The organism is Serratia sp. PAMC26656, assembly GCF_016469055.2.
Lineage (GTDB): Bacteria > Pseudomonadota > Gammaproteobacteria > Enterobacterales > Enterobacteriaceae > Serratia > Serratia plymuthica.
The window spans coordinates 1,826,931-1,846,616 of sequence record NZ_CP150486.1; the positions used below are offsets into that span (position 1 = coordinate 1,826,931).

General features: G+C 53.9%; 16 protein-coding genes and 1 pseudogene. 15 read left to right on the top strand and 2 right to left on the bottom strand.

Annotated features, from left to right (window positions below):
• Positions 1-105 precede the first annotated feature (105 nt).
• From ansB to lpxK, 9 genes are all read left to right on the top strand, one after another.
• Complete coding sequence (gene ansB, locus JEM67_RS09260) at positions 106-1,152, top strand: L-asparaginase 2 (protein ID WP_199635148.1); 1,047 nt, start codon at positions 106-108, stop codon at positions 1,150-1,152.
• Between the two features lie 449 nt (positions 1,153-1,601).
• Entirely contained in the window at positions 1,602-2,687 is a 1,086-nt protein-coding gene (gene serC / locus JEM67_RS09265) for a 3-phosphoserine/phosphohydroxythreonine transaminase (protein ID WP_013812293.1), read from the top strand.
• 114 nt (positions 2,688-2,801) lie between these two features.
• Complete coding sequence (aroA, locus tag JEM67_RS09270; protein WP_199635147.1) at positions 2,802-4,088, top strand: 3-phosphoshikimate 1-carboxyvinyltransferase; 1,287 nt, start codon at positions 2,802-2,804, stop codon at positions 4,086-4,088.
• A 275-nt stretch (positions 4,089-4,363) separates the two neighbouring features.
• The gene (gene cmk, locus JEM67_RS09275; protein ID WP_199635146.1) at positions 4,364-5,053 is read left to right on the top strand and encodes a (d)CMP kinase; all 690 of its coding nucleotides are present in this window, start codon (positions 4,364-4,366) and stop codon (positions 5,051-5,053) included.
• Between the two features lie 181 nt (positions 5,054-5,234).
• Complete coding sequence (rpsA, locus tag JEM67_RS09280) at positions 5,235-6,908, top strand: 30S ribosomal protein S1 (RefSeq protein ID WP_004942650.1); 1,674 nt, start codon at positions 5,235-5,237, stop codon at positions 6,906-6,908.
• A gap of 62 nt (positions 6,909-6,970) precedes the next feature.
• Positions 6,971-7,255, top strand: coding sequence for an integration host factor subunit beta (gene ihfB / locus JEM67_RS09285; protein WP_004942652.1), 285 nt, complete (start codon positions 6,971-6,973; stop codon positions 7,253-7,255).
• 253 nt (positions 7,256-7,508) lie between these two features.
• A complete protein-coding gene (locus JEM67_RS09290; protein ID WP_199635145.1) occupies positions 7,509-9,830 on the top strand; it encodes a ComEC family protein in 2,322 nt (773 codons plus the stop codon).
• Between the two features lie 35 nt (positions 9,831-9,865).
• Positions 9,866-11,614, top strand: coding sequence for a lipid A ABC transporter ATP-binding protein/permease MsbA (gene msbA, locus JEM67_RS09295; protein ID WP_199635144.1), 1,749 nt, complete (start codon positions 9,866-9,868; stop codon positions 11,612-11,614).
• Positions 11,614-12,594, top strand: coding sequence for a tetraacyldisaccharide 4'-kinase (gene lpxK, locus JEM67_RS09300; protein WP_199635143.1), 981 nt, complete (start codon positions 11,614-11,616; stop codon positions 12,592-12,594). The genes msbA and lpxK overlap by 1 nt, the downstream gene beginning before the upstream one ends.
• A gap of 1 nt (position 12,595) precedes the next feature.
• Here lpxK and hglS read toward each other — a convergent pair whose 3' ends face one another.
• Positions 12,596-14,002 carry a 2-oxoadipate dioxygenase/decarboxylase HglS gene (hglS, locus tag JEM67_RS09305; protein WP_199635142.1) on the bottom strand — a complete coding sequence of 469 codons (1,407 nt, stop codon included), beginning with the start codon at positions 14,000-14,002 and terminating at the stop codon, positions 12,596-12,598.
• A 527-nt stretch (positions 14,003-14,529) separates the two neighbouring features.
• Here hglS and cspE point away from each other — a divergent pair.
• The 6 genes and pseudogenes from cspE (at position 14,530) to JEM67_RS09335 (ending at position 18,768) form a co-directional block, all read left to right on the top strand.
• The gene (gene cspE / locus JEM67_RS09310) at positions 14,530-14,739 is read left to right on the top strand and encodes a transcription antiterminator/RNA stability regulator CspE (protein WP_020826136.1); all 210 of its coding nucleotides are present in this window, start codon (positions 14,530-14,532) and stop codon (positions 14,737-14,739) included.
• Between the two features lie 220 nt (positions 14,740-14,959).
• The gene (locus JEM67_RS09315; protein WP_006320799.1) at positions 14,960-15,181 is read left to right on the top strand and encodes a cold-shock protein; all 222 of its coding nucleotides are present in this window, start codon (positions 14,960-14,962) and stop codon (positions 15,179-15,181) included.
• Between the two features lie 111 nt (positions 15,182-15,292).
• Complete coding sequence (locus JEM67_RS09320; protein ID WP_199635141.1) at positions 15,293-16,519, top strand: winged helix-turn-helix domain-containing protein; 1,227 nt, start codon at positions 15,293-15,295, stop codon at positions 16,517-16,519.
• 275 nt (positions 16,520-16,794) lie between these two features.
• Positions 16,795-16,977, top strand: a complete 183-nt coding sequence (locus JEM67_RS09325; protein WP_199635140.1) for a Trm112 family protein — start codon at positions 16,795-16,797, stop codon at positions 16,975-16,977.
• The gene (gene kdsB, locus JEM67_RS09330; protein WP_013812301.1) at positions 16,974-17,723 is read left to right on the top strand and encodes a 3-deoxy-manno-octulosonate cytidylyltransferase; all 750 of its coding nucleotides are present in this window, start codon (positions 16,974-16,976) and stop codon (positions 17,721-17,723) included. Before JEM67_RS09325 ends, kdsB begins: the two co-directional genes overlap by 4 nt.
• 149 nt (positions 17,724-17,872) lie before the next feature.
• A pseudogene (locus JEM67_RS09335) lies at positions 17,873-18,768 on the top strand (YcbJ family phosphotransferase).
• Here JEM67_RS09335 and elyC read toward each other — a convergent pair.
• A complete protein-coding gene (gene elyC, locus JEM67_RS09340; protein ID WP_199635555.1) occupies positions 18,765-19,538 on the bottom strand; it encodes an envelope biogenesis factor ElyC in 774 nt (257 codons plus the stop codon). The pseudogene JEM67_RS09335 and the gene elyC sit on opposite strands and share 4 nt — an antisense overlap.
• Positions 19,539-19,686: the final 148 nt, after the last annotated feature.

The window sequence follows — 19,686 nt, forward strand, 5'->3', positions numbered from 1 at the left end:
GGTTTTACGCCCAAGCTCCATGTATTCCTAAAGCGGTGGCAAAGTCACAGTTTTTTTAAGGATAAGGGCCATAATTCAGCGGGTTATCTATCAAGGAGAAACCTAATGAAATCAGTGAAACTCAGCGTTGTGGCACTACTCCTGGCGGGCGCAAGCGGTTCTGCGCTGGCATTGCCCTCCATCACTCTGTTGGCGACCGGCGGCACCATTGCCGGCGGCGGCGAATCGGCGACAAAATCCAACTATACGGCGGGCAAACTGGGTGTCGATGCGCTGGTGAATGCGGTGCCGGAACTGAAAAACGTCGCCAATGTGCAAGGTGAGCAGATAGTGAACATCGGTTCGCAGGACATGAACGATGAGGTGTGGCTGAAGCTGGTGAAGAAAATCAACGCTGACTGCGGAAAAACGGACGGTTTTGTGATCACTCACGGTACCGACACGCTGGAAGAAACCGCTTATTTTCTCGATCTGACCGTCAAATGCGACAAGCCGGTGGTGATCGTCGGAGCGATGCGCCCGGCGACTGCGATGAGCGCCGACGGCCCGTTCAATCTGTATAACGCCGTGGTGACGGCGGCGGATCCGCAATCGGCCAAACGCGGTGTGCTGGTGGCGATGAACGACAGCGTGCTGGATGCGCGTGACGTGACCAAAACCAATACCACCTCGGTGCAGACCTTCCAGTCGCCCAATTTCGGTCCGCTCGGTTATATCCATAACGGCAAGGTAGACTATCAGCACTCACCGCAGCGCAAGCATACTACCGACACTCCGTTTGACGTATCCAGCCTGACCGAGTTGCCCAAAGTCGGCATTGTCTATAACTACGCCAATGCTTCCGATGCGCCTGCCAAGGCGCTGATCGCCGAAGGTTATCAGGGTATCGTCAGCGCCGGGGTCGGTAACGGCAACCTGTATAAAACGGTGTTTGATACGCTGGCGACGGCCGCACATAACGGTGTAGCCGTAGTGCGCTCTTCCAGAGTGCCGACCGGTTCCACCACGGAAGACGCGGAAGTGGATGACGCCAAATTCGGTTTTGTCGCCGCCGGTACGCTGAACCCGCAAAAAGCACGGATCCTGCTGCAGTTGGCGCTGACTCAGACCAAAGACGCCAAACAAATCCAGCAGATGTTTAATCAGTATTGAGTCGTGATTGGCGGGGGGCGTAGCTCCCCGTTTTTTGTCGCCGGGCAATGTTGTAGGCAATCGCAGGCCGAAGCGGCGGGGGATTATGCCAGCCGCGCCTGTAGCCTGATTGCGCCTTTGGCGGATTCACAGCAACATATTTGCCCGCGTTGCGGCAATGGCCGGTGGATTGCAGCCTTGTCGAAGAGCCGGGTTAGCTGAATACAGCATAAAACACCGCGTTAACCCACTGAATTCCCCAATGACGCAGCGTTTTATCGCACAAAAAAACGCAGTGGCGACAGAGCCTGTTATTCCGTGCTGCGGTAGTTTGCTGCCTGTGGGCGAATAAGCATTGCAGCAGCGTTACGTGAGTGATAAAACCGATGCGTTGGTTAACTCGACAGTTAACTTTGGGCGTATTTCGGTTGGCCAGTCTCATTGGCGAATAGTGAATGTGGTGAGGGGAAATGACTCAGGTTTATAATTTTAGCTCTGGCCCGGCAATGCTGCCGGTTGAAGTATTGCGTCGTGCGGAACAGGAACTGTGCAACTGGCATGGCCTCGGCACCTCGGTGATGGAAATCAGCCATCGCAGTAAAGAGTTTATCGAAGTTGCCCAGCAATCCGAACAGGATCTGCGCGATCTACTGAAGATCCCCTCCAACTACAAAGTGCTGTTCTGCCATGGCGGCGCCCGTGCACAGTTTGCCGCATTGCCGCTGAACCTGCTGGGTGACAAAACCACTGCGGACTATATCGATGGCGGCTACTGGGCGCACAGCGCCATCAAGGAAGCCGAGAAATACTGCACGCCAAATACCATTGATGTGAAAACCACCGTTGACGGCCTGCTCGGTATCAAACCGATGAAAGAGTGGCAGTTGAACGATGATGCGGCTTATGTGCACTACTGCCCGAATGAAACCATCGACGGTATTGCTATCAATGAGACGCCTGACTTTGGCGACAAAGTGGTGATCGGCGATTACTCCTCCACCATTCTGTCCGGCCCGCTGGACGTCAGCCGCTTTGGCGTGATTTACGCCGGCGCGCAGAAAAACATTGGGCCGGCAGGCCTGACGCTGGTGATCGTACGTGACGATCTGCTGGGTAAAGCTCGCCGCGAAGTGCCGTCGATTCTCGATTACACCGTGCTGGCCGAGAACGATTCCATGTTCAATACGCCGCCGACCTTCGCTTGGTATCTGTCCGGTCTGGTGTTCAAGTGGCTGAAAGAACAGGGCGGTCTGGTGGAAATGCACAAGCGCAATCAGGCCAAGGCCGAGTTGCTGTACGCAACCATCGATAATTCTGATTTCTACCGCAGCCGCGTAGCGCACGCCAATCGCTCCTGGATGAACGTACCCTTCCAATTGGCTGACTCGGCGCTGGACAAAGTGTTCCTCAGCGAAGCGGAAGCCATCGGTCTGCAGGCGCTGAAAGGTCACCGGGTGGTTGGCGGCATGCGTGCTTCTATTTACAATGCCATGCCGCTGGCCGGCGTGCGGACATTAACCGACTTTATGATCGACTTCGAACGTCGTCACGGTTAAGCCTCGCTGCCTGCTTTGCGCGGGCAGCTTTCGCTGTTGTCCTTTTGCATTAAAGCGGCTCCGGCATTTTCCCGGGGCCGTTTCGTTTATCAGATTTTGGAGAGTTTTGTTCACATGGTGGATTCCCTGACGTTACAACCGGTCGCCCTGGTCAATGGCACCGTCAACTTACCCGGCTCCAAGAGCGTATCCAATCGTGCTCTGCTGCTGGCTGCGCTGGCGGAGGGAACGACCACGTTGACCAACCTGCTGGACAGCGACGACGTGCGCCATATGCTGAATGCGCTGCAGGCGTTGGGTGTGAGTTACCAGCTGTCCGACGATCGCACCACTTGTATCGTCGAGGGCGTTGCCGGCCCGCTGCTGGCCCGCGAGCCGCTTGAGCTGTTCCTCGGCAATGCCGGTACCGCGATGCGCCCATTGGCGGCGGCGTTGTGTCTGGGTAGCGGCGATGTGGTGTTGACCGGTGAACCACGCATGAAAGAGCGGCCTATCGGCCATCTGGTGGATGCTCTGCGCCAGGGCGGCGCGCAAATTGATTACCTGGAACAGACCGATTATCCGCCATTGCGCCTGCGCGGCGGTTTTCACGGCGGTGACGTGACCGTCGACGGCAGCGTTTCCAGCCAGTTCCTGACCGCGTTGCTGATGACTGCGCCACTGGCTGAGCAGGACACGAATATCCATATCAAGGGTGAACTGGTTTCTAAACCGTACATTGATATCACGTTGCATCTGATGCATACCTTCGGCGTAGAGGTCAGCCACGACAACTACCGCGTGTTCCATATTCAAGGTCGCCAAACCTATCGCTCACCAGGGGATTACCTGGTAGAAGGCGATGCATCCTCCGCTTCTTATTTTCTGGCGGCGGCGGCGATTAAAGGTGGCACCGTACGCGTGACCGGCATCGGCAAGAAAAGCGTTCAGGGCGACACCAAGTTTGCCGACGTGTTGGAGAAAATGGGCGCGCGCATTACCTGGGGCGATGATTTTATCGAATGCAGCCGCGGTGAGTTGCGCGGCATCGATATGGATATGAACCATATTCCGGACGCGGCGATGACCATTGCCACTGCAGCCCTGTTTGCCGAAGGGCCGACCACCATCCGCAATATCTATAATTGGCGGGTGAAAGAGACCGATCGCTTGGCCGCCATGGCGACTGAATTGCGCAAAGTAGGCGCTGAAGTGGATGAAGGTGAGGACTATATTCACGTGGTGCCGCCGGCGAAGCTGAAGTTTGCCGATATCGGTACCTACAACGATCACCGTATGGCGATGTGCTTCTCGCTGGTGGCGCTGTCCGATACCCCGGTGACCATCCTCGATCCGAAATGCACCGCCAAAACTTTCCCGGACTATTTTGAGCAGTTGGCGCGCATCAGCCAATTGGCGTAACCGGCAGTCAGATGATGTCTTTTAAGGCCCCTAACCGGGCCTTTGTCGTTTTTAATGCCTGGCCGCCGAACCTTCTTCTATACTTTTCTGCGGTTATGCGCTTATTTTCAACAACCAGACAGTTCCAGGGTAACAGTTCGCCTCTGGGCAGCGTATAATACGCCACCGTATCTGCCTCGATTGGGCAGGCGGCAGGGGCGTTTGTAATTATGCTTTCGCGTTGTGCTGACGGCAGGTTACGTCCCTGTGAGGTTTTTTACCCGAAGGAGAGAGAAATGACGGCTACAGCCCCGGTGATAACCGTTGATGGACCAAGTGGCGCAGGCAAAGGCACTCTGTGTAAAGCGTTGGCCGAATCCCTTGGTTGGCATTTGCTGGATTCCGGCGCGATTTACCGCGTGCTGGCGTTGGCGGCACTGCATCATCGGGTCGATATCACCTCTGAGGAGGCGCTGGTTCCGCTGGCCGCACATCTCGACGTCCGCTTTGTTGCCCAAGAAGGCAAACTGCAGGTCATTTTGGAAGGTGAGGACGTCAGTAATGAGATCCGCACTGAAACCGTCGGTAATACCGCCTCTCAGGCAGCGGCTTTTCCGCGTGTGCGCGAAGCTTTGCTGCGCCGTCAGCGCGCGTTCCGCGAAGCTCCTGGTTTGATTGCCGATGGCCGTGATATGGGTACGGTGGTGTTCCCCGATGCACCGGTAAAAATTTTCCTGGATGCCAGTTCGGAGGAGCGTGCGCACCGCCGCATGCTACAGTTGCAGGAAAAGGGCTTTAATGTTAACTTTGAACGTCTTTTAGCCGAGATAAAGGAACGGGATGACCGTGACCGCAATCGGCCTATCGCGCCACTGGTGCCGGCTTCCGACGCCCTCGTGCTGGATTCGACCAGCATGTCGATCGACGAAGTCATCCAGCGTGCGCTGACTTATGCACATGAAGTGTTAGCGTTGCCGCAGCAATAAACTGCAGCGACGTTATTGCTTTTTGTCATATTTGTCATAGCAGTATCGAACTATATCGGGTAAAATTTTACCCCTGTAACCTAAACCCTGTCGGCATGGAGCCAATGGCGGGGTATGTGAAACAACCCCATTCGGCGGGATGCTAAATGGACGTTAAACTATAGAACCCTGAAGATTAAACATGACTGAATCTTTCGCTCAACTCTTTGAAGAATCCCTGAAAACAATCGAAACCCGTCCGGGTTCCATCGTTCGTGGCGTTGTAGTTGCTATCGACAAAGACGTAGTACTGGTTGACGCCGGTCTGAAATCTGAGTCTGCCATCCCGGCTGAGCAATTCAAAAACGCACAGGGCGAGCTGGAAATCCAGGTAGGCGACGAAGTTGACGTTGCGCTGGACGCTGTTGAAGATGGCTTCGGTGAAACTCTGCTGTCCCGTGAGAAAGCTAAGCGTCACGAAGCTTGGATCACGCTGGAAAAAGCTTACGAAGAAGCTGAAACTGTCGTCGGTGTTATCAACGGCAAAGTTAAGGGTGGCTTCACTGTAGAGCTGAATGGTATTCGTGCGTTCCTGCCAGGTTCCCTGGTTGACGTGCGTCCAGTACGCGACACTCTGCACCTGGAAGGCAAAGAGCTTGAGTTCAAAGTCATCAAGCTGGACCAGAAACGCAACAACGTTGTAGTTTCTCGCCGTGCGGTTATCGAATCCGAAAACAGCGCAGAACGCGATCAACTGCTGGAAAACCTGCAGGAAGGCATGGAAGTTAAAGGTATCGTTAAGAACCTCACTGACTACGGTGCATTCGTTGATCTGGGCGGCGTAGACGGCCTGCTGCACATCACTGATATGGCTTGGAAACGCGTTAAGCATCCAAGCGAAATCGTCAACGTTGGCGACGAAATCACTGTTAAAGTGCTGAAGTTCGACCGCGAGCGTACTCGTGTTTCCCTGGGCCTGAAACAACTGGGCGAAGATCCATGGGTTGCTATCGCGAAACGTTACCCAGAAGGCACCAAGCTGACTGGTCGTGTAACCAACCTGACTGATTACGGCTGCTTCGTAGAAATCGAAGAAGGCGTTGAAGGTCTGGTACACGTTTCTGAAATGGATTGGACCAACAAAAACATCCATCCGTCCAAAGTTGTTAACGTGGGCGACGTAGTGGAAGTTATGGTTCTGGACATCGATGAAGAGCGTCGTCGTATTTCCCTGGGCCTGAAGCAGTGCAAATCTAACCCATGGCAGCTGTTTGCAGAAACCCACAACAAGGGCGACCGCGTTGAAGGTAAAATCAAGTCTATCACTGACTTCGGTATCTTCATCGGCCTGGACGGCGGCATCGACGGCCTGGTTCACCTGTCTGATATCTCCTGGAACGTTGCAGGCGAAGAAGCAGTACGTGAATACAAGAAAGGCGACGAAATCGCAGCGGTTGTTCTGCAAGTTGACGCAGAGCGCGAGCGTATCTCCCTGGGCGTGAAGCAACTGGCTGAAGACCCGTTCAATAACTACCTGTCTATGAACAAGAAAGGTACTATTGTTACTGGTAAAGTCACTGCAGTTGACGCCAAAGGTGCTACAGTTGAATTAGCAGGCGGCGTAGAAGGTTACCTGCGTGCATCTGAAGCCTCTCGCGACCGCATTGAAGATGCAACTCTGGTTCTGAATGTAGGCGACGACGTTGAAGCTAAATTCACCGGCGTTGACCGTAAGAACCGTGTAGTAAGCCTGTCCGTACGTGCTAAGGACGAAGCTGACGAGAAAGACGCTATCGCAACTGTTAACAACAAGCAGGAAGAAAGCAACTTCTCTAACGCAATGGCTGAAGCTTTCAAAGCGGCTAAAGGCGAGTAATGACGGGGGGCGGTTTTTGACCGCCCCGATACGGTAGTTTAGCTGCAAAGCTTGGAGGACTCATGACCAAGTCTGAACTTATTGAAAGACTTGCTGGCCAGCAATCTCATGTACCGGCGAAAGCCGTTGAGGATGCAGTGAAAGAGATGTTAGAACACATGGCTGCAACGTTAGCCGATGGTGAACGCATCGAGATCCGCGGATTCGGCAGTTTTTCTCTTCACTACCGTGCTCCGCGCGTTGGTCGCAACCCGAAAACTGGTGATAAAGTTGAGTTGGACGGCAAGTACGTTCCTCACTTCAAACCAGGTAAAGAGCTGCGTGACCGCGCCAATATCTATGGTTAGTCACTGACTGCCCATAGAGTTGTTGCTTGTAAAGAATATAAAACGGTGCCTCAGGGCGCCGTTTTTTTTGCCTGCCGCTCAGCTGTTTTCTGATTTCTCAGCCCTCCGTTCTGACTTTGTTTTGCGCGCTACACCGCAGTTTAGTATCAATAAATGAAACCTTTATCGTTAACCTGCAGCCTGTGCCGCGAGCCGTTGCATTGTAGCTGGCGGCTGCCTGAGTACGGGGGAACAATCCTGTCCATGGGGTGCGATGTGCAATAGTTGCACGTCCTTCTGTCGGACGGGAGAAAGGTCGATCAAAACTTCGCTGGATCTGGCGGTTATCGCCGTTGTCTGCGGCATTCTGCCGTTACTGGTGCTACCGCAATTACCCGATGCATTAACAACTTTGCTGGTTGTTTTACCCGCTAGCTTGATGCTGCGTTTCCGTTGGGGAGGCTGCCAATTTATTGGTTGGGGAGCACTGGGATTTTTGTGGGCCACCTTCAATGCCGGTAATCTGGTGGCGCAAGTCGTACAACTGAGCCGTGGGCCGGAGGTGACCGCCGTGGTGCAGGTTGTCGGTGTTACTTTGGTGCCCGCTGCGAGCAAACAAACGCTGATGCGCATCGAACAGGTTAACGGGCGCTGGCTAACGCCATCAATTGCCTTTACCACCGTTTGGCAGCCGGAGGCGCCGCAACTCTGTGCTGGGCAACGTTGGGAACTCCGACTGCGTCTGAGAGCGGTGCACGGAAAACTGAACGAAGGGGGCTTCGATAGCCAGCGTTGGGCGATGGCGCAGCGTCAACCACTGACTGCACAGGTGAAGCGCGCCAGGCTGTTGGAGGGGAGTTGCAACTGGCGGCAGCGTATTATCAGCCATGCCGAGAGCAACATGGGTGACCTGCGTTATAAATCGGTATTGCTGGCTTTAGCGTTTGGCGAAAGAACCGCGTTGGATCCGGCGTTACGCACTCTGATGCTGAAAACCGGCATTGCGCATCTGATGGCGATTTCAGGCCTGCACGTGGCTATGGCGGCCATATTAATTTGGCTGGCGCTGCGGGCGCTTCAGTTCTTGTTGCCTGCTCACCTGATCGGCTACCGCTTCCCCTTGTTAGCCAGTTGGTTTGGTACCTTAGCCTATGTCTGGTTGGCTGGCGCACAACCCCCGGCGGTGCGTACTGCCTTGGCGTTGACTCTGTGGATGTTGCTGCGCCTACGCGGGATTCACTGCACTTCCTGGCAGGTATGGCTGTGGTGCGTGGGGTTAATTCTGGTCTGCGATCCGCTGGCGGTACTGTCAGACAGTTTCTGGTTATCGGTACTGGCGGTAGCCTGCCTGGTCTTTTGGTTCGAATGGGTGCCGTTAAGTGCTCGTTTCCGCTCTGCCTGGTATTGGGCACCGGTGCGTTGGCTGCACATTCAGTTTGGTATCACGTTGTTGCTGGTACCGATGCAGGCCGCTTTGTTTCTCGGCCTGACGTTGACCTCTATGCCGGCGAATCTGTGGGCGGTACCTGTGGTTTCACTGGTGACGGTTCCTTTGATTTTGATCGCGGTAATTTGTGGTGCCTTACCGCTATTGAGCGGCGGATTCTGGTGGCTGGCCGATTTGACACTGCTATGGGTGTTTACGCCGCTACATTATTTGCAGCGTGGCTGGATCGATCTGGGCGCCGCCTCGCTGCTGGTCAGCGCAGCGGGTTGGCTGCTGGTTATCTGCTGGCGTTTTCACTGGTGGTTATGCTATACGGCAGGCTTGACCGCTGTGGCGATATGCTGCGTGCTGTGGCGGGAAAAAGAACCTCCATATCGTTGGCGGGTCGACATGTTGGACGTCGGCCATGGCCTGGCGGTAGTGATCGAAAGAAACGGAAAGGGGATACTGTTCGATACCGGCGATCGCTGGGAGACGGGCAGCGCTGCGGAACGTCATATTTTGCCCATGCTAAATTGGCGGGGTATCGACCTGGAGCAAATTATCATCAGCCACGATCACCTTGATCATACCGGTGGGCTGGAAGAGGTAAGGCAAGCATTTCCACAGGCCACAGTGCGCAGCCCGATACTTGATCCGCTTCATTTACCCTGCGTGGCCGGCGAAAGCTGGCAGTGGCAATCGCTGCAATTTCAGGTGTTATGGCCGCCGAAAGCGCTAAAGCGACCGGTCAATGATGATTCTTGCGTGATCCGCGTCGATGATGGCCGATATAGCCTGCTACTGACCGGCGACGTGGAAAAACAAGCGGAAGCGCAGTTGCTCAGATTACAACGCGATCGGCTGGCATCTACAGTGCTTCAGGTTCCCCATCACGGCAGCAGGACGTCCTCGACGCCGCCGTTTCTGCGTGCGGTAGCGCCGGAGGCGGCTTTGGCGTCCGCATCTCGTTACAACAAATGGCGATTACCCGCCGTTAAAGTTATCGCCAGATATCTGGCAAATGGCATCATATGGCGCGATACTTCGCGGTCAGGTCAGATATCCGTGCTTTTTTTCGACAACGATTGGCAAATTAAAGGCTTTCGTGAACAATTAATGCCCCGTTGGTACCATCAGCGGTTTGGCGTAGAGGGTGATAATGAGTAAAATAGGCCGCTATTTCTTCCGATGCTGGTATTTGCATGATGAATGATAAAGATCTCTCCACTTGGCAGACTTTCCGTCGCCTCTGGCCGATGATCACTCCTTTTAAGACCGGGTTGATTGTGGCCGCCATTGCGTTAGTGCTTAACGCGGCCAGCGATGCCTTTATGTTGTCCTTGCTTAAACCTTTATTGGATGACGGTTTTGGGAAAACCGAGAGCAGCATTTTGCTTTGGATGCCGTTGGCCGTCATTGGCTTGATGGTGGTCCGCGGCCTGACGGGCTTCGTTTCCAGCTATTGCATTTCATGGGTGTCCGGCATGGTGGTAATGCATATGCGCCGCCGGCTGTTTGGCCATATGATGAGAATGCCGGTATCTTTCTTCGATCAGCAGTCAACCGGTACGCTGTTGTCGCGTATCACCTATGACTCTGAGCAAGTGGCCTCATCCTCTTCCAGCGCTTTGGTCACCGTGGTGCGTGAAGGCGCGTCGATAATTGCGTTGTTCAGCATGATGTTCTACTACAGCTGGCAGTTATCGGTGATCCTGATTGTGTTGGCACCGATCGTGTCTATCGCAATCCGCATTGTTTCCAAACGCTTCCGTAGTATCAGTAAAAGCATGCAGAACACCATGGGGCAGGTAACCACCAGTGCCGAGCAGATGCTGAAAGGCCACAAGGAAGTGCTGATTTTTGGCGGCCAGCAGGTGGAAACCGAGCGCTTCAACTCGGTCAGCAACCGCATGCGCCAACAGGGCATGAAGCTGGTTTCAGCATCCTCAATCTCTGACCCGATTATTCAGTTGATTGCTTCGTTAGCGCTGGCATTTGTACTGTACGCTGCGAGCTTCCCGAGTGTGATGGCAACCCTGACCGCTGGTACCATCACCGTGGTGTTCTCGTCGATGATCGCCTTAATGCGTCCACTGAAATCGCTGACCAACGTCAATGCCCAGTTCCAGCGTGGGATGGCTGCTTGCCAAACGTTGTTCTCGATTTTGGATATGGAGCAGGAAAAAGATACCGGCACTCGCGAAGTGGCGCGTGCTAAAGGCGATATCGAATTCCGTAACGTGACTTTCTATTATCCAGGGAAAGAAACGCCGGCACTGCGTGATATCAATCTGAGCATTTCAGAGGGCAGAACCGTAGCATTGGTGGGCCGCTCGGGATCGGGCAAATCGACTATTGCCAACCTGTTGACCCGTTTCTATGACGTTCAGGAAGGTGAAATCCTGATGGACGGGTATGACCTGCGCGAGTATACCTTGGCATCACTGCGCGATCAGGTAGCTCTGGTATCGCAAAACGTACATTTATTTAACGACACCATCGCTAACAATATCGCTTACGCTCGTGAAGAACGTTATGGCCGGGAAGAAATCGAGAAGGCCGCACGCATGGCTTATGCCATGGATTTCATTGAGAAAATGGAGAATGGCCTGGATACGGTGATTGGCGAGAACGGCGTGATGTTGTCCGGTGGACAGCGTCAGCGTATCGCTATCGCGCGCGCACTGTTGCGCGATTGCCCGATTCTGATCCTTGATGAAGCAACTTCGGCGCTGGATACGGAATCAGAACGCGCCATTCAGGCCGCGCTGGACGAACTGCAGAAAAACCGCACCTCACTGGTGATCGCGCACCGCTTGTCGACCATTGAAAAGGCTGATGAAATCCTGGTGGTGGAAGATGGGCGCATCGTTGAACGTGGTGAGCACGCTGCGTTAATCGAACAGCGTGGGGTCTACGCACAGCTTCACCGCATGCAGTTCGGCCAATAATGATCGAGCGCATTTGGTCGGGTAGCTCACTGGTATACCTGCTGTTGCTGCCGCTGTCTTGGCTGTACGGTCTGGTCAGCGGTTTGATTCGGCTGAGTTATCGCTGTGGCCTGCGTAAAAGCTGGCGTGCACCGGTGCCGGTGGTGGTGGTGGGAAACCTTACCGCCGGCGGCAACGGTAAAACGCCAACCGTGATCTGGCTGGTGGAGCAATTGCAACAGCGCGGATACCGGGTGGGTGTGGTATCACGCGGTTATGGTGGCAAAGCGGCATCTTATCCGTTGGTATTGGATGAACACACTACGACCCAGCAGGCGGGCGATGAGCCGGTATTGATTTATCAACGCACCGGTGCGCCTGTAGCCATTTCGCCAAAGCGTGCGGAAGCGGTGCAGGCACTGCTGCAACAGCAGAAACTCGATATTGTCATCACCGATGACGGTTTGCAGCATTACGCGTTGCAACGTGATTTTGAACTGGTGGTGATCGACGGCGTGCGCCGTTTTGGCAATGGCTGGTGGTTACCGGCGGGACCGATGCGTGAACGCGCGTCGCGCCTGAACAGCGTGAATGCGCGGATTGCCAACGGCGGCGTGGCTCAGGCGGGTGAAATTGCCATGCGGTTGCAAGCGCGTGAGGCGGTCAATATCGCCAGCGGTGCGCGTCGGCCGGCGGCTGAGTTACCGCACGTGGTGGCAATGGCCGGGATTGGCCATCCGCCACGCTTTTTCGCCACGCTGGAAAAGCTTGGCGTGGATGTCGAGAAAGAAGTCGCGTTCGCCGATCATCAGGAGTACCAGCATGCTCAACTGGTGGCGTTGGCGTCATCTGAGCAAACGCTGTTGATGACTGAAAAAGATGCGGTCAAATGCCGCATTTTTGCCCAGCCCAACTGGTGGTATTTACCGGTAGATGCGGTTCTTCCCCCCGATCAGGCTGAGTCGTTGCTGCAAAGTATCGAGGCGCTGCTGACTAAATAACTCAAACAGCCAGCGCGTTAAGCCCCAGAGCTTGCGCGCAGGCGTTTATCGAACGCTGTTGCGTTTGTTGGTACAGCGCCAATTCATCTATCACCTCTGCCCCCAAAGCCTGCTCGAAAGCGGCACGGCTCGATGCTGCATTGTACTGAGCATGCCGGTTGTCACCCAGATTAGACTGGAAAATGCCCGCTGCGCTGACCGGTAAGAAGTCTTCATACACCAAAGGCTGAAAGCGAATATGTTCCTGAGCTATCAGTTGCTCCAGCGTAGTGTGTTTATCCAGCGAGTCTTTGGCCGCGAGGCCGCATTCGGTAGGGAAATAGCGGAACCATGCCAGTTGCTGCTCACGCAAGGTTGCATAATCATCTGGAAACGCCTGGAAGTTTTCCGCCAGTAACTGATTGTACCGCTCGGCGTTATTTTCACTTGGCGGCGCCTGCAGCGCATCGTTGGTGGCTTGCAACAGTCGGTCATACAAAGCCCGGCCTTTCGGGGTCAGCGCTACGCCACGTTGCTCGATTTCGCCAAAACGCGCGGTATGGTGTCCGCCTACGGTGCTGCCGTCATGTTCGACAAAGGCCACGCTTTCTTCCAGCGCTTTAAAGCTGGTTTGGCGTAGCAAAATTGGCCGACGGCGAGGCGGCGGGCCTTCGATAACGGCTTTAGGCGTGATTCCCCGGCCAGGCATCGCTTGCTGGACGAGGTCGATATTCAGCGTGCGTGGCGTCAAATGGTTGATATGCGGGCCTTTGAACGCCACTACGTCGGCAATCAAACGGTGCTGATCGTGCAATTGTTGATATTCGGCGGCACTGACGGTCGCCCGGTTGTGCCAACGAAAAGTTTCCAGCGCCTGTTCGATAAATTCACTGGCCTGGCTGTCATCCAACCCGCCCTGAACTTCCTGCAAGACGATCAACTCCAGCACGCGTTCAGTAAAGATGCGGCGGCGGGCCAGCAGTTGCTGGGCCAACTGACGTAACACCGGGCTTTCAATCAGCTCTAACCGTAATAATGAGGTGAAAACCCGGAATGGGCTGATCTGCAGCGCATCTTCATGCACTGCGCGAAACGCAGTGGAATGAACCGGAACACCGGCCACGGCCAGGTCGTAATACCCGACCGGTGACATGCCCATGACGTTAAACAGCCGTCGCAAAGTAGCCAGTTCATCTGCCGTACCTACCCGGATTGCCCCGTGGCGTTCCATGGCCAGTCTTTCGATTTCACCGGTAATTTGTAATTGATGAGCCAATGCGGCATCTTCGCGCAGGACCTGTCGGTTGGTTTCCGCAACCAGTTCGAGTAAATCGCCATATAGAGGTACCTCTTTTTGGTACATATCTGACATGGCGTGAGAGAACCTGGAGCGGATTTCATTCGGTGAGACGAACTGCTGGGCGGTCATGCGCATAGCTCCTTTATTCAGGATAATCTGAAAAATAGTATTTTTTGCGGTAAAAGTGCTGGCTAAAAGGCCATCCGCCTTGTTTTCACCCCAAGTTTAGCTATCTCGGTTGGGTTTTGTTATAGCTTGGACAAGCATATTGGATTTTTATGCGTTAGCTCTCATTTGCCTGGGTGCTGGCGGAAGTAACGGCCGTCTGGAAGGCAATGATTTTGAGTGAGTTCGGTAAAAATAAAGAAATTAATCTATGCACAATCATAGACATAAAAATAAATTCGACGGGATGATAAAAATAGACCAATAAACCCCTTGTGCAAAGGATAGATTTATGAGTAAATGCTCGTCGGCCTGTGATACAGACCTATTTATGTTCGAGTTTAGATTTAAGCAGTTCCTCCAAAAACGTTATCATCTGATTCCGCTTCAAAGACGAACCTTCTAAGTACCTCCCATAAGTAATGTTCCTAAAAACGGCCTAAATTGCCTTATGGCAGGTTTTGTATATATATTTAAAAGGTAAATGTGTAATGTCTAAGAAAACGGGTCAGGTGAAGTGGTTCAACGAAAGCAAAGGTTTTGGTTTCATTGAGCAGAACGACGGTGGTAAAGATGTATTCGTACATTTTTCTGCAATCGCGACCGACGGTTTCAAAACTCTGGCTGAAGGCCAGCGTGTTGAGTATACCATCCAGGACAGCCCGCGTGGGCCGGCTGCCGCCAACGTTGTTGCTCTGTAACTAAACAGGCAATGACGTAAAGAGATCTTAATACAACCATGATGAGGCGTTAACGCTGATTCATTGCGGAAGATATTAAGTTCAACAAGCCCGCATCATGCGGGTTTTTAATTTTTTGCTCACGAGAGGTTTGTTACGAAAAACTTTAGGATGGGCTGGTAGCGTCCAACAATAATAAAAATAACGTTGTTAAGGATGCTCAAGTAAAAGGATATAAGTTATGTTTAAAAATACTGTGTTACAAATGGGCCGTGTGAAATGGTTTGATCAAGCTGCAGGCTATGGTTTTATTTCACCGGTAGATGGTAGCGACGAAATCTATGTTAGCCGTCGTTCTATCGCCAATACTAAAAATAAATCGTTAAACGAAGGTCAGAACGTTGAGTTCTCGATCTATCGCAGCTCCCACGGGCTGTCAGCGGCAGACGTTATCGCGTTCTGACCCACCCCCTTCCTCGCCAGTGCCGGTGCCGCCACCCCCAAGCACTGGCGAAGAAAAATCTTCTGATATCCACTATTATCGAGCAATCGCTTAACGACTTTGGATGTCAGGATGCTTACCCCGGTTATTTCTCTTGCCTCCGCCCGCGCGCTTCATCTTGCCGCACAAGGGCTGTTATCCCCGATTAAACGAAAAGCCAAACCTGACGACGTGGTTACCGCCATTCAACGTATGGGGTTACTGCAAATCGATACTATCAGCGTTGTTGCACGCAGCCCCTATCTGGTGCTGTTCAGCCGCCTGGGCGACTATCAGCCGGAATGGCTGGAACAGGCGCTGGCCAGCCGTCAGCTATTCGAATATTGGGCGCATGAAGCCTGTTTTTTACCCATTGAAGATTTTGGTCTGTTGCGCCATCGCATGCTGCAACCGCAGGGTATGGGCTGGAAATATTCTGAAGAGTGGGTGCAAAAGCATCAAACGGCAATGGACGATCTGCTGTTGCATATCGAAGCCAGCGGGCCGGTGCGTTCGGCGGATTTTAATGCCGAGAAAAGAGGGAATAGCGGTTGGTGGGATTGGAAGCCGGAAAAGCGGCATCTCGAAATCTTGTTCACCGCCGGTAAATTGATGGTGTCTGAACGGCGTAATTTTCATCGTGTCTACGATCTGACAGAAAGGTTACTGCCGCACTGGGATGATGAACGTCATGCGTTACCTGCGGACCATGCGTTGCAGGAAATGCTCAGCCGAACTTGTCGTTACCTGGGGATTTTCAGGGCTGAATGGTTGGCGGATTACTACCGTTTGAAGCGGGTTGCACCGAAAGTGCTGCTGGCATCGCTACAGCAACAGGGCGAAATAATGCCGGTGGTCGTTGATGGGCTGGACGGTGATTTTTACGTGCATCATTCGCTGGCGCAAGAACTGCAGTTGGCAGAGCAGGGGGCGCTAAAATCCAGTGTGACCACCTTGCTTTCTCCGTTTGACCCCGTGGTTTGGGATCGCCGACGTGCGCTTGAGCTGTTCGATTTTGATTACCGGCTGGAGTGCTATACGCCAAAGGAAAAGCGACAGTACGGTTACTTTACCCTGCCGGTGTTGCAACGTGGCGAGTTGATTGGCCGAATCGATGCAAAAATGCATCGGCGACAGGGTTTTTTTGAAATTATCAGTTTCCATCCGCAGGCCAAAGTTCGCTTTGGCAAACAACGTGCGCAGGATCTTCGGCAGGCGATTACCCGCAGTGCAAAATGGCACGGAGCCAAACAGGTGACGCTGGGGGATATTCCGGCGCAACTGGCCGTAGAATGGGGTGAGGGCTGGGAAGTGGAATAACGAACGGCGTCGTCAGCGTGGGTAAAACGAATCTTCAGCGCCGCCCGTTACAATCAGATTGATGCCTTAGTTGCTGAAATTGGCAAACAGGGCGATGATTTTGTGAATACGTTTGATCATGGAAAACGTCTTTTCTGTGACTTGTATCACAAAATTCTACGCCGGCCTCGCAGTCAATTCAATCCCCCGCGCCAGATTAAAAAGCAGCGGTAATTAACCTGGCGCATAGCGTTATGCTATTCTCACGCACTTTAGATCTCCATTCAGGAGGAAGCATGGACCACCGTTTACTCGAAATCGTTGCCTGCCCGGTTTGCAGCGGTAAGCTCTATTTCAATAAAGAAAACCAAGAACTGGTCTGCAAAGTGGACGGCCTCGCCTATCCGCTGCGTGATGGCATTCCCGTACTGCTGGAAAACGAAGCGCGTGCGCTGTCATTGGATGAGAAACACGCATGAGTTTTATCGCGATTATTCCAGCCCGTTACGCATCAACCCGTTTGCCGGGCAAACCCTTGGCCGATATTCACGGTAAGCCAATGGTGGTGCACGTAATGGAACGTGCACGTGAGTCCGGCGCCAGCCGCGTTATCGTAGCGACCGATCACCCCGAGGTGGCCGAAGCGGTCAAAGCCGCCGGTGGCGAAGTGTGCATGACCAGTCCGCATCACCATTCCGGCACCGAACGTCTGGCGGAAGTGATCGAGCACTATGGTTTTGCCGATGACGAAATCATCGTCAATGTGCAGGGTGACGAACCGATGATCCCGTCGGTGATCGTACGTCAGGTGGCAGAAAACCTGGCAGCCAGTCAGGCCGGCATGGCCACTCTTGCGGTACCGATCGACAGCGCGGAAGAAGCCTTTAACCCCAATGCCGTCAAAGTAGTGATGGATGCACAGGGTTATGCGCTCTATTTTTCACGCGCGACGATTCCCTGGGATCGGGAACGTTTTGCTCAATCCAAAGAAAGTATCGGCGACAGCTTGCTGCGCCACATCGGCATTTACGCCTATCGTGCCGGGTTTGTACGCCGTTATGTCAGCTGGGCGCCAAGCCAACTGGAGCAAATTGAGCTGCTGGAGCAGCTGCGGGTGCTGTGGTACGGTGAAAAAATCCATGTGGGGGTCGCTAAAGCCATTCCAACCGTGGGTGTCGATACGCCGGAAGATCTGCAGCGCGTGCGCGACAGCATCAAGGGCTAAGCATTAAAAGCCGGCACGTCGCCTGGCGTGTCGGCGGTACAATTTCCCGTATTCTTTATCCCCATTTTGTTGATCTGCGTTGAGGATTTTTTTTGCTCGTCGTTCGATGATGTCAGCGTCTCCTCTTTTTCTCTTGAGGTTATTTCCTTATGGAGCAGTTACGCGCCGAACTGAGTATTGTGCTGGGCGAATCCATCAGCCGACTGGAACGCGTCAGCGAACAGCCTTATGCACACATGTACTCGTTGTATGATCAACAGGGTCACGCGATCCCGCTGATGGCAAAAAGCTTTGTCTGTCAGGGTATCGCCCAGCAGGAGGCCTATAAGTTGTCGATGCTGGCGCGTGAAGGGGATATCCGCCTGCCGACGGTGTATGGCGTGGTCTATACCCATCAGGCACCCTATAAAGAGATCCTGTTGATCGAGCGTCTGCGGGGGGTGTCGGTGGAGGCGCCGACGCGCACGCCGGACCGCTGGAATATGCTGATGGAACAGATCGTTGATGGCGTATTGGCTTGGCACCGTATCGACAGCCACGGCTGCGTCGGCACGGTTGACAGCACGCAGGAAAACGACTGGTTTTGCTGGTATCAGCAGCGGGTCGAGGTGCTGTGGTCGACGCTCGGGAACCTCAACTCGCCGCAGCTGACGATGGCCGATCGCCGCTTGTTGTACCGCACGCGGGAGGCGCTGACCCATTTTTTGTCGGTTTCGACGATCCTTGTGTGCTGGTGCACGGCAACCTGTCATTGCGTAGCATGCTGAAAGATGCCAAAAGCGACCAACTGCTGGCGATGCTCAACCCTGGGATGATGCTGTGGGCACCGCGTGAATATGAGCTGTTCAGGTTGTGCGAGGCCGGGATGCCCAGCCAACTGATGTTTTATTATTTGCAGCGGGCACCGGTGTCGGAGTCGTTCCTGGTTCGGCGTTGGCTGTATGGCGTGTGGGAAGCGGCAGGGCGGTTAATTCACACCGGCAAGCTGGATCGGCAGCTGTTTGACCATGCGTCTAAACAGCTGCTGCCCTGGCTTGCCGGCTAGTCGGCAGAGGCTTCTTCTGCCCCTTTGAGCGATTGCCACAGGCTGCCCAGCGTTTCATACCAGGCACGTTCGCTGTGGCCAAGGAACATGGCTGAAGGTACCACGCGATCCCAAATATTTAACCTGGAGCTGATGGCCAACTGATTGGCCGGCGCCGGGATAGGGTGCAACCCCTTGGCTTCAAAAAAGCGCATCGCTCGCGGCAAATGGTTGGCCGAGGTCACCAGAATAAACGGTTGCTGGCCGACCAGCTTCGACACCTGTAACGCCTCTTGCTCGGTATCCATCGGGCGATCCAACAGCACCATATCGCTACGAGGCACCCCCAGGCTTTCCGCTACCCGCGCCGCAGTTGCCGCGTTGCTCAAGGTATTGGCGCCGCCGGCACCGGTGAACACCATCTTGGTCCCCGGATGCGCGAGATATAAGCGCACGCCCTCCGTCACTCGTGGCAGGCTGTTACCTATCAGGTTGGAGCTGGGAGCCCAATCCGGGTTAAAGGTATAGCCGCCACCCAGTACCACGATATAATTCACCTGGTCATTGCCACGATAGGTTACATATTCAGATTCTATCGGTCGCAACAGCCGGTCGGCCACCGGTTGCAGGCTGAAAAGCAGTAAAAACAGCCAGCTCAGTGATAAAATGACTCTGCCGCTTTTTTGCCAGCGGGTGAACCACAGCAGCAACAGCGCCAGCCCCATCAACAGTAGCAGCGCAGGTAATGGCATTAAAATGGCGCCAATGAACTTTTTCAGGTTGAACAGCATCAAAAATCAGGTCCTTTTGGGCGAAAAAACGGCATCCGGGCACAATCAGGCCGCAAGAAGATTCATTCTAAGCCAGTCTGTGCCAAAATAGCAGGTTTGAATGGGCTGGCGCTTTGCCCCCATCAGGATAAGATCAGCGGAGCCGTTG